This window comes from Helicobacter sp. 23-1046, from assembly GCF_053654635.1.
Map to the genome: position 1 here is coordinate 270316 of NZ_JBSIUS010000001.1, position 16281 is coordinate 286596.

Genomic DNA, 16281 nt, shown 5'->3' on the forward strand with positions numbered 1-16281 from the left:
ATTCTAGCACACGATTTGTGTTTTTGATTATTTTAGGCGTTATTTTGGAAATACATTTGCTTACATAACTAATGGAAAAGTAGGCGTTTTAGAATGGCAAAAGAGTATTATTAAGGATTAGTGATGAATTTTTCAAAAATTGGATTTGTGCTTGCCGCACTAGGCAGTAGCATTGGGTTAGGGCATATTTGGAGATTTCCATATATGGCTGGAGAGAATGGTGGTGGAGCGTTTGTAGTGCTTTATCTTATTTTGGCATTAAGCATTGGTGTGGCGATGCTTGTGGTAGAAATGCTCATCGGGCATACAGCGCGTAAAAATGCGATTGATTGCTATCCCGCACTTATGGCAAAAAATTCTCACACAAAAGAGAATCCGCGTTTTGGTTGGTTTGGATTTACCGTCATTGGCGGTCCTTTTATCCTCTCATTTTATGCCATTATTTTGGGTTGGATTTTTTATTATTTAGGACTTGGCTTTAGCGCGTATCCAAGTAGCACGCAAGAGGCAAAAGAAATGTTTGAAGACCTCGCTGTGTATTCGTTTTGGATTCAGAGTGTGTGCTTTAGCGCGATGCTTGCATTTACGGCTTTTGTCGTGGCAAAGGGGATAAAAGATGGCATAGAGCGGTGTAATGTGGTTTTTATGCCATTGCTTTTTGTCATTTTTATTGGACTGCTTGTGTATGCTTGCACGATGAGTGGGTTTGCCCAAAGTGCGGAGTTTTTGTTTAGTTTTGATATTACTAAAATCACTCCGCGTGTGTTTATCGAGGCTATGGGGCAGGTATTTTTCTCCCTCTCGCTTGGTGTGGGGACAATGGTTACTTATGCGATTTATACCCAAGAGAAGCAAAATCTACTAAAATCATCTTTGTGGATTGTGTTTAGTGGTATTGTGATTTCACTGATTGCGGGGTTGATGATTTTTGCGTTTTTATATGAGTTTGACGAGAAACCCTCACAAGGCGCAGGACTTATTTTAAAGGCTTTGCCACTTGCCTTTGGTAAAATGAATGCAGAAATCGCTCAAGGTGTCGGGCAAGTGGTGGGTGCGTTGTTTTTTATCGCAGTGATTTTTGCTGGCATTACCTCGACTATCTCTATTTTAGAGCCTTGTGTGGCAGTGGTAAAAGAGAAGTTTAATATCTCACAAAACAAAAGCACTTGGCTTGTTAGTCTTTGTATATGGGCTTTTGGTGAGGTGATTATCTTAAGCTCACAACCAAGTTTGGCTGAGAGTTTTAGTATTTTTGGCAAAAGTCTTTTTGATACTGTGGCATTTGTCTCTAGCGATTTTATTATGCCAATAGGGGGAATCTTAGCCATTGTATTTGTGGGGTATTGTTTGAAAAAAGAGTTTTTAGCCAAAGCAAGCGAGCATTTTTTCAACAAATGGCAGTTTAGTGTTTGGTTTTTTATCGTGCGGTTTGTCGCGCCTATTGTGATTATAGCGATTTTGGTGTGGGAGATTGCCTCACAAATCCCTGCAAGTGATTAGTGTTGAATGAAGCATTTTCTTTGCCAAAAAGATTTTTTAGACAAGCATTATGAGGCATATAACATTAGGAATAACATCAATGAACAAAATCCAGACCCATTGCTTGTGGTGCGAAAATATGAGGGGCATAAACATTTTGCAGAAATTGCCCTTTTTTGTGCGTTGCTCTCCTATGGCAGCGCAAAAGAGATTGTGAAATTTTTGGGGCGAATTGATTTTGCACGCTTAGATTCTCTTACTTTTGTAGAATCTAGCGCACCAACTTCTTTGTATTATCGCTTTCAAAGCGAGCAAGATATAAGAGTGCTCTTTGTGCTATTTGCACGCTTGATTGCTGAGGGAGGGATTAAAAAGATTTTTATGCAGGGATTTCATCAAAGCCAATACACACCACACAGAATCTTAAATGCTATTTATCATAGTATTGATTCTTTGCGCGTGTATGCGCACGATATGGGTGAGATAAGCTATGGAGTGGATTTTGCGTTAGGGAGTGTGCCACAAGATTTGAGCGCAGATTCTATAACGCACGCATTTAATGCTAAGACAAAAAGTCCTTTAAAACGATGGAATATGTTTGCGCGATGGCTAGTGAGAAAGGATAACATTGATTTTGGCATTTGGAATGATGAGATTAGCCCGCGAGAGCTCATTATCCCGCTTGATACTCACACTTTTAGGCTTGGACGAGAAATTGGGTGCATTTCGCGCAAAAGTGCGGATTTGCACTCCGCGTTAGAACTCACTGCATACTTACAAACGCTTTGTAAAGATGACCCCATAAAGTATGATTTTGTGCTTTATCGGCTAGGACAGACACATAGAGCGACTACACAGGAATTATTGTGAATCTACGCTACCTTGATATATTACGCACCAAAAAAGAAGATTGCAAGAAATCCCCCGCAAGCGATACGCGCGTAAAGAATCTCCTTGCCTTTTCTGGTGGGGTGGATTCTAGTGCGTTGTTTCACGCACTGCTTGAGCACCAAATCCCCTTTGATATAGCGATTGTAAATTATGCTGTGCGGGCACAATCTAGCGATGAGGTGGCGTATGCCAAAGAACTTGCAAAGACTTATGGCAAGCGAGTTTTTGTCCATAATGCAAAGCACATTTCCTCAAACTTCGAGCATAATGCCCGCACTATCCGCTATGAATTTTTTCACTCTCTTTGTAAAGAGCACCATTATAGCAATCTCATTGTAGCCCATCAGCTTAATGATAGGTTAGAGTGGCTTTTAATGCAGTTGTGTCGTGGGAGTGGGATTTGTGGATTGAGTGGATTTCGTGGCGTGCAAGAGAGTGAAGATTTTTACATTGTGCGTCCAATGTGCGAAATTTCTCGCGATGAAATTGTGGCGTATTTGCACGCACACAATATTAAGTTTTTTACCGATGAGAGCAATGAAGATATGCAATTTACACGCAACTACATTCGCTTGGAGTTTGCCAACAAGCTCCTTGCAAGGCATAAAAGTGGAATTTTGCAAACCTTAGAGATTCTTAACACTCAAGTGCGTGAGTTGTTTATCGCGCCTATGCGCATCGCACCAATGCTCTTTGTCGCGCCATTACATAGCGTGAGGGAAATAAATCTCCAAAGCATTGATAGTGCGCTTAAATCTTTGGGTTATGTGATGAGTGTAAAACAACGCAAGGAATTAGTGCGCTTAGATTATCATATAGAGATTTGTAAGACAGGAGAATGCTTTATCGTGGGGAGCAGTAGAGAGTGGATATTTATCACAAAGCGTGCAAGCAAAAAAAAGATAAGTATGCCTAAACACATTAAAGAGCAATATCGCGTGAAAAAAATTCCCAAAAACATTCGCCCTGCATTATTTGAAGCAAAAATCTATGACAAGGCATTAGAGCAAATGCTCTTAAAAATACAGAATCTCGCTCGTTAATTAGTTGCTCTTAGCGTTTGGTAGGCTTTTTCTATTTTTTGCAAAAGTGGAGCATTTGTTTCAAGTATTGTTTTTGAGATATTTTTGTTATCGAGCACCGTGCCCTTTGTCTTTTTCAAAACTTCCGCATACGCAGATTCTAACTCTTCATCGCTAAAGCCCTCTTGTAAGCCTAAAACCTCTAGGGCTTCTTGTTTGCTTAATTGCTCGCCACCAGTGTATAATGACTCAAATCCGTCATAAATTTTATTAAAGTCGTCATTGTCGATTTCAAAATACGCAGCAATGTCAATAATCATCTCTCTTTCAGCATCGCAAAATTCATTATCCGCATACGCCAGCACAAATAAAAACTCTACAACCTTTAATCGCTTTTTATACTCGCCCTTTGTTTTTTCGTTAAAGTCCATACAAAGCTGTTCTAAATCTCTCGGGTTTGCGTCATTGTAGATTTCCAATAAATTTTCTTTGCTTATTTTGCTAGAATCTTTTGCCATTTCATCAATCATATCTTCCACGAGCACGCATTGTGCTTCGCAAGCGTTTCCATCGGCACGGCAAAATACACCTAAAATCGCACTTAAGATTCCATATTCGCTTTCTTTGGCTTTATTATACGCACGATTTTTTTCATCATCGACAAAGCTCACTCTTGGCATTGGGCTAGGACTTGGTGCCTTTGTGAATTCTTGCGGGTGGAGCGGATTTTTAAGATAATCTTGTAGGGTAATATACAAAAAATACGCGACACCAGCACCAATGAGTAATAAAATAAATTCCATACACTTCCCCCTAAAAATATAAAGTATTTTAGCAAAACCAAATCCACTTTGTATGAAATTTCACGCAAAAAGTGGATTTTTCGCCAATACTTTAAAATTGCAAGTTATCTATTGAGCTTTTTTTCTAGCTCGGCGACAAACTGCCAAGTTTTCACCACAGAATCTGGATTCAGTGAAATCGAGCTAATACCCTCTTTTACAAGGAATTCCGTTACTTCTGGGTAATCACTTGGTGCTTGCCCGCAGATTCCACAATATTTATTGTGCTTTTTGCACGCTTCTATGGCTTTTTTAAACATCACAAACATTGCTGGATTGCGCTCATCAAAGATATGGCTTACTAGCTGTCCATCTCTATCTACGCCTAAAGTCATCTGTGTGAGGTCGTTTGAGCCAATGGAGAATCCATCAAAGAGCTGTAAAAATTCATCGGCTAAAATCACATTCACAGGCAATTCGCACATTACATAAACTTCTAATCCATTACGCCCAGATTCTAATCCATTGCGCCGCATAATCTCAAGCACCTTTTTGCCCTCTTCGGGAGTGCGTAAAAACGGAATCATTACTTTCATATTGCCCAATCCCATTTCATCGCGCACCATTGCTAATGCCTCACATTCCCATTCAAACGCATTGCGATATAAATCAGAGTAATATCTACTCGCCCCGCGGTATCCTAGCATTGGATTTTCTTCTTGCGGTTCGTAATAACTCCCTGCTATCATTCCTCGATATTCATTTGATTTAAAGTCGCTAGTGCGCACGATGACAGGATTTGGGTAAAAGGCTGAGCAAATCATACCAATGCCCTCAGCGATTTTTTTGACAAAGAAGTCTTTGGGGCTTTCATAGCCTGTCATAAGTTTTTCAATCGCTGTTTTTTCTTTGATTTCTTTGCCTTTACCATTTTGAATATCAAGTAGCGCAAGGGGGTGTGCTTTAATTTGATTTAAAACAATAAGTTCCATTCGTGCCAAGCCAACTCCTGAATTTGGTAAATGAGCGAAACTAAAGGCTTTTTCTGGATTCCCAACATTCATATAAATTTTTGTCTTTGTTTTGCCAAGATTATCTAACTCAACGACTTCGATTTCGTATTTATACTCCCCAGCATACACATAGCCCTCTTCACCCTCTGCGCAAGAGACTGTAACTTCCATTCCTGTGTAAAGTCTATCAGTCGCTCCTGCTGCACCTACGATAGCAGGCACGCCAATTTCACGCGCTACAATCGCTGCGTGGCAAGTGCGCCCGCCACGATTAGTAATCACCGCAGCTGCTTTTTTCATCGCTGGCTCCCAATCAGGGTCAGTATTATCCGTTACGAGAATCTCCCCCTCTTTAAAGGTATTCATATGCTCTAAGTCATTGATAATACGCACTTTTCCAAATCCAATCTTGCCACCAATGGCGCGTCCTGTCAAAAGAACTTCTTTATTTTCATTTGGATTGACAAATTTGAATTTCTCTAAGCGATTGCCACCTTGATTTTTAAGCTTTTGGCTTTGCACAGTCTCAGGTCGCGCTTGAACGATAAAAATCTCGCCACTATCGCCATCTTTTGCCCACTCCATATCCATAGGGCGATATTCACCCGCTTCTTTAGTATAGTGCTCCTCAATCTTTACCGCATAACGCGCAAGGGTTAAAATATCCTCATCGGTTATGGAAAAAGTGCGAAGTTCCTTTTGTGTTGTTTTGATATTTTTTGTTGGGTGTTCGCTTCCTCGTGGAGCATAGACCATTTTTTGGTGTTTATGCCCTAGTTGTCGTTTGATAATAGGTCGTTTGCCATCTTTTAGTGTTGGTTTAAATACATAAAACTCATCAGGATTGACCGTCCCCCCTACGACATTTTCACCAAGCCCCCAAGATGAGGTAATAAACACAGCATCTTTAAAGCCCGTCTCTGTATCAATGCTAAACATCACCCCAGCGGAAGCCTTATCTGCACGCACCATTTTTTGCACACCCACAGAAAGAGCGACTTTAAAATGGTCAAATCCTCTTGACGCACGATAGCTCACAGCCCTATCAGTAAATAATGAAGCAAAGCACGACTTAATGTAGTGGATAAGCTCTGCCTTGCCCTTAATGCTGAGATAAGTGTCTTGTTGCCCAGCGAAGCTCGCATCGGGCAAATCTTCTGCTGTGGCACTGCTTCGCACGGCGACATCTGCTTCACGCATATTATACTCATCGCTAAGTTTTTTATATGCAGTGAAAATCTCTTCGCGTAAGTCTTCAGGGAATGGCGTGCCAAAGATAAGCTCGCGGATTTTTTTAGAGCGCGTTTTAAGCACATCGATTTCGGTTACATCTACACCCTTAAGCAAGTCGATGATTTTTTGGCGGATTCCACCAGAATCCAACAGATACCAATACGCCTCACTTGTGATAGCAAAGCCATTTGGCACTTTTATTCCTTCGCTTGCTAATTCTTGAAACATCTCGCCAATACTAGCATTTTTACCACCTACGATAGGCACATCTTTGTTGTTTAGTTCCTTGAAAAACTTAATATACTTCACACTTTCTCCTTGTTGGTTTTTTATTTAATGAATCTTAAAATATTCTAATCAACCAATATTTAAGATTCTATAAATTGTATCATTTTTTGTAATATCGTTATTTTTTTTGAAACACCATTGTTTTATCCTTGATTCTTTATTAAGATTGCATAAGAATCTGCGCAATCCGCTCTGAACTGCCTTGAATCAAATACTCTCTTAGTTTTTTTGATTCTTTTGTATATGTTTCATAGTTAAAATTTTCATAACCTTTTAGGAGGTTTTGCACACTTAAATCATCTTGGATATACTCATTATGCAGTCTTGCTTCGCCTTTGCCAACGGGTTGTCCCAAAGCCGCTTGGTATAAAATGTTTGCCAATCCTACGACATTTAAATGCACAAATGCTCTAACGATATAAAATTCAACCTTGCGCATTGTGTAAGCAAGGCAAAATGGCGCACCCAATAGCGCAGCTTGTAGTGTTGCTGTGCCAGAGCAGATGAAAGCAAACTTACACGATTGCAAATGAAACACCGCATCAAAGCTTACGCTAAAATTTTCAATTTCTTGTCCATAAATTTTATACAGTTCTTGTTTGCTCAGTTTGGCAAAATGAATTGGGAGCACCAGCACTTTTGGACTATCATTGAGTTTTTGTGAGAGTTCTATAAAGAGCGGAAAAATACGCTTTATTTCGCTTTTGCGACTGCCGGGCATAAATACGATATTCTCGCCACGCGCTTTTATGGACTTTAATGGAAGGGAATCAAGCAATGGATGCCCGACAAATTCTGCACGATTTTCTTTGAGCGCATTAGGATAGAGTGAGAGCTCAAATGGGAGAGTAGCGCAGATTCTATCACAAAACTTCTCAATAGTCTTTGCCCTCCAAGGTTTCCAAGCCCACACTTGAGGGAGAATGTAATACATTATTTCAGGTTTTTTGTTATTTTTGCGAAGTTTTTTTAGTCCTTTTGCTAGTGGGATATGAAAGCTCGAGCTATCAATAAGCAGTGCTTTATCACAGGTGTTGGCGAGTTGCACCATTTCATCATTCACGCGCTTGTAGAAAAAGATTCGCTTAAGCACATCAACAAAGCCCATAGTTGCAAATGCGCTTAATTCGTAGCTTGATTTTACATCTATGTATTGGAGATTCTCAAACACACTGCAATCAAAAATCCCGAGCAACTCGACTTTTTCTTTATTTGTGCGTGCTAACTCGTTTAAATGCTTGCCAAGTTCGCGCAGGTGGATATTGGCACTTGGTTCTAAAGCACTGATAAAAATACGCATTAGCTTTCCTTTGTGTTGGTAGAATTTTCTAATACGCAAGAATCCACGCTAGATTCTGTGTTTTTGTTGCTTTGCGAGAGATTGTTTAAAATCTCAAGGTCATCGAGCGATTGGAGGATTTGCTGTGCTTTTTTATCTTGTCGATTTTGCTTGTGTTGGTAATTTTGCTTGTCGCGTTGCTCTAATTCGAGCTCTTGAGCTAAATCGCGCACTTCAATTTGCAATCGTTTGTTTTGGAGTTCTAGTTTTAGAAGTTTATCTACACGATATTTTGGGTCTGGAGTCTTGTCTGGGAGGCTTTGTTGCTTTTCATCGATGATGGATTCTAAGTGTGCTTTTTGTTTTTTGAGGACGCTGATTTGCTCGCGTAGTTGTTTTAGCTCCTCTTTTGTTTGTTTGATTTCATCTTGATAATTTGCTATTTCAATTCTAAACTCCGTGCGTTGCTTTTCAAAAATATTCATCACTTCCCATAGGCTCATTGTTTCAATGTCTTGGTGTAAGAATTGGTTAAAGATTTGAGAATCTATGTCTTTTTTCACGCGTTTTCCTTTGTTTCTAACTCTAAACTAAGTAAGAGCAAATCCTTTCCCTGTATGATTTCTACGGCATTGCTTCCGCATTTTTGACACTTTGAGTAGGGCATTTGTCTTGGTGTGCTTTCTTGCTTGCAATCCTTACAAAGAATCACAATATCTTGCTTTTTAATCTCTAAAGTGGCGTTTTGACACAAAGCGTAATCATTTCTAAACACCTCAAAAGTATTTGCCAAAAGCTCGCTATCCACTCCGCTATGCTTCCCTACACTAATGACAATCCTCGCTATATTGTGGGCTTTATTTGTCCTTGCTACTTCGCAAGATTGCTCCAAAAGCGCACTTACAATAGAATACTCGTGCATTGCTATCCTTTAGCCAAGATTGCATATCCTTGCATTATACAAAATCTTAAAAAATTTTTAGTCTTATCAAGCCTTTTTTAAGCTACAATTTGATTTTATTACAACACTTTTGCTTTCAAGGAGTGAGAAAGACAATGCAACGCGTAAAAACCAAACAAATTTTCGTGGGTAATGTCGCCATTGGCGGTGATGCGCCCATATCAATCCAAAGTATGACTTTTAGTAAGACTTGCGATATTGAGGCGACAAAAGCTCAAATCGATAGACTTGCTCTTGCGGGTGCTAATATCGTGCGTGTGGCGGTAAGCAGCGAAGAGGACGCCAAAGCACTTAAGACACTGAAAGCAGTTTCGCCTCTGCCAATCGTTGCGGATATTCATTTTCGATATAGATTTGCCCTTATTGCTGCAGAATCTGTGGATTGCATTCGCATAAATCCGGGCAATATTGGCAGTAAGGAGAAGATAAAGGCAGTCGCTGATGCGTGCAATGCGCGCAAGATTCCCATTCGTATCGGGGTAAATGGTGGGAGTTTGGAGAAGCAATTTGAGCGCAAATATGGCGCGACACCGCAAGGAATGATAGAATCTGCGCGGTATAACATTGGGCTTTTGGAGGATTTTGGGTTTCACAACATTAAAATATCTCTTAAAAATAGTGATGTGGTAAGCACAATGCAAGCATATCGTGGATTGCGCCCTTTGGTTGAGTATCCATTTCATTTGGGCGTTACAGAAGCGGGCACACTTGCACACTCAAGCGTGAAGTCTGCTATGGCATTAGGCGGGCTTTTAATGGAGGGCATTGGCGATACAATGCGTTGCTCTATCACAGGTGAGTTAGAAGAAGAAGTCAATTTAGCGCGTATGATTCTTAAATACAGCGGACGGCAAAAAGAGGGCATTACACTTGTATCTTGCCCTACTTGTGGGAGGATAGAAGTGGATTTGGTGAGCGCAGTAAGAGAGGTAGAAAAGAAAATCGCCCATATTAAAACACCCCTACAAATTAGCGTTATGGGCTGTGTTGTGAATGCGCTTGGTGAAGCCAAACACGCAGATATTGCCATTGCTTTTGGCAATAAAGAGGGGCTTATTATCAAAGAGGGCGAGCTTGTCGGCAAGTATAAAGAAAATGAAATTTTAGAAATCTTTATGCAAGAAGTGTTTAATCTTGCTGAGCAAAGAGCCAAACAAGATTCTTAAAAGATATTTCTAAGTTTGGCAGGAGGTGTGGTTTGGAATCTCTCAATCATAGTGCAAGTGTAATGCTGGGAGATATTGCGCTTGGCAAGGCATTTTTTTTGCGATTACACAATGCTTTTTTGCTTGCAAATAAGGGAGATATAATTGAGGTGTTAAGCGACTTTGATAATTTGGAATCTGAACTTAGCTCTTGGGCGCAATTTAGTGGCGAGAAGTTTCTTTTTAAAAAGCCATTAAAAAACACTTACAGCTATTATTTACAAAAAACTTCTCACAATAAATTTCTTACACCCATTACAAGCGTAGAAGACATTGCGCCATTAGAGATTGGGCTAGCTCCTAGAGGCGTGGCTTGTGAGATTGGTGTGCCCCATTATCATTTTGAGCTAGGCGCGAAGGAAAATGTATGGACGCAAAATGTAACAAAACTCTATGAAGATGCCAAAAACGCACAATGGAATGCTACAAATGACATCGCGTGGAGTGAAATCGCGCATTTTTCCCCAGCGTATGAGCGCGCACTCGCTCAAATTATGACTTATTTGATTGAAAATGAATTTTCTGCGTTATATATTCCAAGTTATTTCTTAAATCGCATTTCGCCGTTTTTTACTGAAGTCCCGCTCTTTCTCTCTAGTGTCATAGGCGATGAGGCGCGCCATATTGAGGTATTTTTCAAACGCGCTAAAGCCACAGGACTTGGTTTGCAACATTCCACCATAACAACACAACAAAGCCTTTACACGCTTTTTAGGGAAAAAGATTATGTCAAATCAAGCTTTTTGCTTCATATAATGGGCGAGGGGACATTTATTGATTTGCTTGCTTTTTTAGAAAAATATGCTAAAGATGCGCCAACAAAGAGGATTTTTAACCTCGCTCGCATTGATGAATCTCGTCATGTAGCCTATGGTATGGCGCATATAAAAACCGCTCTAAAGGCAAATCCACAAAAAATTACTTTGTTAAAAAATGCAGTGTTTTCACGCAAAGATTATCTTGATGAGCTCAGCACAGAATCCACCCTCCTTATAGAATCTTTAGCTATTTATGCGGGTGGCGATGATAGCGCAAAGGCGTATAAAATGGGACTTGAGCTCGTAGATGAGCTTAAGAAAAAAATGCAGACAAATCGCACGCAACGACTTGTCGCCTGTGGCATTGATGAAGAACTCGCCAATGAAATGAGTAGGGCACATACGCCAAATTTTATGTAGGGGTGATGAAGCAATGAGTAGCGATTCTAAAACACTTGATTGCGTGGAGCTTACGCGCACACTTATTACTTATCCAAGTGTTACGCCAAATGAATGCGGGATTTATGAAGTAATTATGCACGCCTTTTCTCATCTGCCATTTGAATGTATCACGCAGGAAAGAAATGGCACAAAAAATTTATTTTTGCATACCAAGGATTCTCAAACTAACGATTCTAGTTCTGTGGGCAAGCCTCATATTTGTTTTGCTGGACACATTGATGTCGTGCCTGCTGGGGAAGGCTGGAGTGAGAATCCTTTTGGCGGTGAAGTGAAAAATGGGCGTATTTTTGGACGCGGAAGCCAAGATATGAAAAGTGGCGTAAGTGCATTTGTGTGCGCACTCAAAGCCTTTGTAGAAGAGAATCCAAAAATTATAGAATCTTGTAAGATTTCTATCTTGCTTACAAGTGATGAGGAGGGCGATGGAGAGTTTGGCACTCGCTATATGCTAAAGCATTTGGAGAATCTTAATCTTTTGCCCACAATGGCAATCGTAGCTGAACCAACTTGCGAGAAAGTTTGTGGCGATACCATAAAGATTGGACGGCGTGGAAGCGTAAATGGGAAAATCACCATTTTTGGCAAACAAGGACACGCGGCATATCCGCAACATTGCATTAACCCCACAGAGCTTCTTGGTGCGCGTTTGGGAGATTTGGCAGGGGTGGATTTGGATAATGGCGATGAGAGTTTTGAGCCTTCAAAACTTGTGATAACGGACATTCGTGGCGGTATGGAAGTAGTGAATGTAACGCCTGATAAACTCACTATAATGTTTAATGTGCGTAATTCTCCAGCCACAAAAGTCGAGCACATAGAATCTTATATTAAAAAAGTGCTAGATGGGCTTGATTTTGAGCTTTCAATCAAGCAAACCTCTCAAGGATTTATTACACAACGCGATAATGCGTTAGTAGCCTTAATGCAAGAGAGTATTCAAGCTGTGTGTGGCATAACGCCAGCGTTAAGCACGAGTGGTGGGACGAGCGATGCGAGATTCTTTGGCGCACGCGGGATACCTGTGGTAGAAATTGGCGTTACTAATGATAGAATCCACGCTATTGATGAATGTGTGCCAATAGAGCAAATTAGGCAGTTACAAAGCATTTTTGCACGATTCCTAATCAATTTTAAGCACCGCTAGGAACGCCTCTTGAGGCAAATCCACCTTGCCGATTGCTTTCATTCGCTTTTTGCCCTCTTTTTGCTTTTCTAGCAGTTTGCGCTTGCGGGTTATATCGCCTCCGTAGCACTTTGCCGTTACATTTTTGCCCATAGATTTTACCGTCTCGCGTGCGATGATTTTGCTCCCAATGCTCGCTTGAATCGCCACTTCAAAGAGTTGTCGCGGGATTAGCCCTTTCATCGCTTCGACTAGTGCGCGCCCTTTTTCTTGTGCCTTGCTCCTATCGACAATGATTGAGAGTGCATCGACTATTTCGTTTGCCACGCGTATATCAAGCCGCACCAAATCCCCTTCTCTAGATTCTATGGGCTCATAATCAAAGCTCGCATAGCCCTTCGTGCAAGATTTTAGCTTGTCATAAAAATCCATTACGATTTCATTGCTCGGCAGGGCGTATTGCAGTAGGACGCGATTTTGCGTGATATAGTCCATTTTTTCTTGCACGCCACGGCGGTTTGAGAGAAGCGTTATGATATTGCCGACAAACTCGCTGGGGGTTATGATATTTGCCCGCACAAAAGGCTCTTTGATAAATGCGATTTTTTGCACTTCGGGCAGTTCGCTAGGATTTTGCACGCTTAGCACACTCCCGTCCGTGCAATGCACCTCATACACCACTGTAGGTGCAGTGGCGATGAGACTTAGCCCAAACTCTCGCTCCAATCGCTCCTTTACCACCTCCATATGCAGCAGTCCTAAAAACCCCACTCGGAATCCAAATCCCAACGCTACCGAAGTTTCAGGCTCATAGCTAAGCGCGGAATCATTGAGGGCAAGTTTATTAAGCGCGTCTCGTAGCTCCTCAAATTTATCCGTTTCAATCGGGTAAAGCCCCGCAAACACAAATGGTTTCGCAGGCATAAATCCCTCAACAGCCTTAGCTGTGGGGTTACTAGAATCTGTAATCGTATCGCCCACGCGCAAGTCATTGAGCGATTTTAGTCCAAGACACACGATACCGATTTCGCCACAAGAGATTTGTTTGGTAGCGATTTTTTGCACGGGGTGGGGATAATAAAGGCTAAGCACCTCGTATTTTTTGCCCGTGCTCATTATGAGAACTTCGCTTCCTTGCGTGAGATTCCCATCTTTTAGTCGCACAAGTGCTAGCGCGCCTAAATAATTATCAAACCACGAATCATAGATTAACGCCTTTGTGGGTGCATTTGGATTCCCGCTTGGGGCGGGGATTTTCTCTATTATTGCTTCGATTAGGGTTTGGATTCCCACTCCGCTTTTGGCACTCACTTGCAGGGCGTTGGTGCAATCTAGCCCTATGCTCTCTTCAATCTCTATGCTGACTTTGAGCGCGTCAGCAGCGGGCAAGTCGATTTTGTTGATTACAGGGAGAATCTCCAAATTATTATCCAGCGCGACATAGACATTTGCGATAGTCTGCGCCTCTACGCCCTGTGTAGCATCAACGACAAGCAACGCCCCCTCACAAGAGCTAAGCGAGCGTGAAACTTCATAGCTAAAATCCACATGTCCGGGGGTATCGATGAGATTGAGTGTGTAAGTCTTACCCTTGTAGGCGTAGTTTAGTCGCACGCTTTGGGCTTTTATGGTGATACCGCGCTCTTGCTCTATATCCATAGTATCCATCATTTGGGCGTGCATTTCGCGCTCACTCACCGCGCCACATACTTGGAGGATTCTGTCCGCTAGCGTGGATTTGCCGTGGTCGATATGGGCGATGATAGAGAAATTGCGGATAAGATTTTGCATTTTGTGCCTTTTAGTTTTGTGTCAAATTATTATGAAATCTAAGCAAAATTGTAGCAAAGCAAACCTAAGAAAAGCAAATTTTAAAATACACATTTTGCTTTGCGTTTATCTCTTGGTTTTTGTATTATAACAATTTTGTTATATAATGCCACGCGTGTGAGATAAGTTAGCCAAACTATTTCTATAAGGAGAAAAAATGAAAACACAAATAGATAAAAAAGTAGTGGCGGAGTTTTTTAGATTCTGTGAAGAAAACGCAGTAGAGTTTATCGACTTTCGATTTACAGACATCAAAGGCGTGTGGCATCATCTTGGATTTTCCGCAAATGCCGTGAGCGAGGATAGTTTTGAGGGTATCCCATTTGATGCGAGTTCGATTGAGGGGTGGCAACCTATCAACAAATCCGATATGATTCTTATCCCAGACCCTGTGCGATATTTCATCGACCCATTTACCGCAGATACCACCGTGGTGGTGTTTTGTGATATTTGGGATATTTACAAAAACGAGCCTTATGAGAAATGCCCCCGCTCTATCGCTAAACGCGCAAGCGAATACCTAAAATCTAGCGGTATCGGCGATGTGGCGTATTTTGGACCTGAAAATGAATTTTTTGTCTTTGATTCTATCAAAATCAAAAGCGCGGTGAATTGCCAATACTACGAAATCGACACCGAAGAGGGCGATTGGAATCGCGACAAAGAGTTTGATGGCGTAAATATCGGACATCGCCCGGGCATAAAAGGAGGCTATTTCCCCGTGCCTCCTGTGGATAGTATGATGGATTTGCGCGCTGAAATGGTAAAAGTGCTAAACCAAGTGGGATTAGAAACCTTTGTCCTCCACCACGAAGTCGCACAAGGGCAGGGCGAAATCGGCGTGAAGTTTGGCACGCTAGTCGAAGCTGCGGATAATGTGCAAAAATTTAAATATGTCGTAAAAATGGTAGCACACCTAAATGGCAAGACTGCGACATTTATGCCAAAGCCCCTGTATAACGACAATGGAAGCGGAATGCACACGCATATAAGCATTTGGAAAGGTGGCAAAAATCTTTTTGCAGGCAACGCATATCAGGGGCTTAGCGATATGGCATTGCATTTTTTAGGTGGAGTGCTAAAGCACGCCCGCCCGCTAGCAGCCTTTACTAACGCTAGCACAAACTCTTATAAACGGCTAATTCCCGGATTTGAAGCCCCTAGCATTCTCACTTATTCTGCGCAAAATCGCTCTGCTAGCATACGCATTCCTTATAATAGTGGCGAAAAAGCCAAGCGAATGGAGTTTCGATTCCCCGATAGCTCGAGCAATCCTTACCTAGCATTTAGCGCATTGCTTATGGCAGGGCTAGATGGAATCGAGCACAAAATCGACCCGGGCAAGCCTATGGAAGTCAATCTCTTTACCCTCACGCTTGATGAAATCCGCGAAAAAGGTATCAAACAGCTCCCACACACGCTCCGCCACGCTATCGAGGAAATGCTCCAAGACAAAGACTACCTAAAGCAGGGCAAAGTCTTTAGCGAGGAATTTATCCAAACTTACAAGCAATATAAATTTGAAAGCGAAGTGTGGCCGTGGGAGGGGCGCCCACACCCATTTGAGTTTATCACGACTTATAGTTGCTAGGTTGTGGGGGCTTAAAGTGGTGATTTGAGGGATTTTCCATAGTTCGTTGCATAAGCCCTACGCAATGGAGGGGGAATGTTTGCCCTCATTGCGAGCGGATTTGTCAAAATCCGCGTGGCAATCCAAAACCCTGTCATATTGATGGCGAAGCCCAAAATATCTCTAAAATCTACAAACCAACATAGAGATATTTCGCTAACGCTTAAATATGACAAAACCAAACACAGAATTTAAAACAAAAATAAACAAAAAATACAAACTCTAAGGGGACAAAATGAATACAAACCATTCTCAAAATAAAGCCATCTCTCTCTCTCTCTCTCTCTAATAACAACCAAAATCTAGCCTCAACTTTAGACACCAA

Annotated in this window: 14 protein-coding genes; 8 read left to right on the plus strand and 6 right to left on the minus strand. The window is 41.5% G+C overall.

Features of this window, described 5'->3' with window-relative positions; all coding sequences use genetic code 11:
- Positions 1-123: 123 nt before the first annotated feature.
- The 3 genes from ACWIUJ_RS01295 to tilS are packed head-to-tail and all read left to right on the plus strand — an operon-like array spanning position 124 to position 3413.
- Positions 124-1500, plus strand: coding sequence for a sodium-dependent transporter (locus ACWIUJ_RS01295; protein WP_454152047.1), 1377 nt, complete (start codon positions 124-126; stop codon positions 1498-1500).
- A gap of 6 nt (positions 1501-1506) precedes the next feature.
- Positions 1507-2349 (plus strand): TIGR02757 family protein, encoded by an 843-nt coding sequence (locus ACWIUJ_RS01300; protein WP_454168447.1) that lies wholly within the window; start codon positions 1507-1509, stop codon positions 2347-2349.
- Positions 2346-3413 carry a tRNA lysidine(34) synthetase TilS gene (gene tilS / locus ACWIUJ_RS01305; RefSeq protein WP_454168449.1) on the plus strand — a complete coding sequence of 356 codons (1068 nt, stop codon included), beginning with the start codon at positions 2346-2348 and terminating at the stop codon, positions 3411-3413. Before ACWIUJ_RS01300 ends, tilS begins: the two co-directional genes overlap by 4 nt.
- On the opposite strand, the gene ACWIUJ_RS01310 is transcribed toward tilS, so the two are convergent.
- From ACWIUJ_RS01310 to hypA, 5 genes are all read right to left on the minus strand, one after another.
- A complete protein-coding gene (locus ACWIUJ_RS01310) occupies positions 3410-4195 on the minus strand; it encodes a TerB family tellurite resistance protein (protein ID WP_454152050.1) in 786 nt (261 codons plus the stop codon). The two genes, tilS and ACWIUJ_RS01310, sit on opposite strands and share 4 nt — an antisense overlap.
- A 104-nt stretch (positions 4196-4299) precedes the next feature.
- A complete protein-coding gene (ppsA, locus tag ACWIUJ_RS01315) occupies positions 4300-6729 on the minus strand; it encodes a pyruvate, water dikinase (RefSeq protein ID WP_454168451.1) in 2430 nt (809 codons plus the stop codon).
- A gap of 139 nt (positions 6730-6868) precedes the next feature.
- Positions 6869-8008 carry a lipid-A-disaccharide synthase gene (gene lpxB, locus ACWIUJ_RS01320; RefSeq protein WP_454168453.1) on the minus strand — a complete coding sequence of 380 codons (1140 nt, stop codon included), beginning with the start codon at positions 8006-8008 and terminating at the stop codon, positions 6869-6871.
- Positions 8008-8550: a hypothetical protein gene (locus tag ACWIUJ_RS01325; protein WP_454168455.1), complete on the minus strand. Its 543-nt coding sequence runs from the start codon at positions 8548-8550 to the stop codon at positions 8008-8010. Before ACWIUJ_RS01325 ends, lpxB begins: the two co-directional genes overlap by 1 nt.
- Positions 8547-8909, minus strand: a complete 363-nt coding sequence (gene hypA, locus ACWIUJ_RS01330; protein WP_454152054.1) for a hydrogenase/urease nickel incorporation protein HypA — start codon at positions 8907-8909, stop codon at positions 8547-8549. Before hypA ends, ACWIUJ_RS01325 begins: the two co-directional genes overlap by 4 nt.
- Positions 8910-9043: 134 nt before the next feature.
- Between hypA and ispG the strand changes: the two genes are divergently transcribed.
- Genes ispG through dapE form a run of 3 tightly spaced genes read left to right on the plus strand, consistent with a single transcriptional unit; the run spans position 9044 to position 12517 of the window.
- The gene (ispG, locus tag ACWIUJ_RS01335) at positions 9044-10114 is read left to right on the plus strand and encodes a flavodoxin-dependent (E)-4-hydroxy-3-methylbut-2-enyl-diphosphate synthase (RefSeq protein ID WP_454168457.1); all 1071 of its coding nucleotides are present in this window, start codon (positions 9044-9046) and stop codon (positions 10112-10114) included.
- A 32-nt stretch (positions 10115-10146) separates the two neighbouring features.
- Positions 10147-11331 carry a ferritin-like domain-containing protein gene (locus tag ACWIUJ_RS01340; protein WP_454168459.1) on the plus strand — a complete coding sequence of 395 codons (1185 nt, stop codon included), beginning with the start codon at positions 10147-10149 and terminating at the stop codon, positions 11329-11331.
- 13 nt (positions 11332-11344) lie between these two features.
- On the plus strand, positions 11345-12517 hold the full coding sequence (gene dapE, locus ACWIUJ_RS01345) for a succinyl-diaminopimelate desuccinylase (RefSeq protein ID WP_454168461.1): 1173 nt from the start codon (positions 11345-11347) through the stop codon (positions 12515-12517).
- On the opposite strand, the gene lepA is transcribed toward dapE, so the two are convergent.
- The gene (gene lepA, locus ACWIUJ_RS01350; protein WP_454168463.1) at positions 12494-14287 is read right to left on the minus strand and encodes a translation elongation factor 4; all 1794 of its coding nucleotides are present in this window, start codon (positions 14285-14287) and stop codon (positions 12494-12496) included. The two genes, dapE and lepA, sit on opposite strands and share 24 nt — an antisense overlap.
- A 196-nt stretch (positions 14288-14483) precedes the next feature.
- Here lepA and glnA point away from each other — a divergent pair, with 196 nt between their 5' ends.
- Both glnA and ACWIUJ_RS01360 read left to right on the plus strand, forming a co-directional pair.
- Positions 14484-15917, plus strand: a complete 1434-nt coding sequence (glnA, locus tag ACWIUJ_RS01355) for a type I glutamate--ammonia ligase (RefSeq protein ID WP_454168464.1) — start codon at positions 14484-14486, stop codon at positions 15915-15917.
- 75 nt (positions 15918-15992) lie between these two features.
- Positions 15993-16151, plus strand: coding sequence for a hypothetical protein (locus tag ACWIUJ_RS01360; RefSeq protein WP_454168466.1), 159 nt, complete (start codon positions 15993-15995; stop codon positions 16149-16151).
- The last annotated feature ends 130 nt before the right edge of the window (positions 16152-16281 follow it).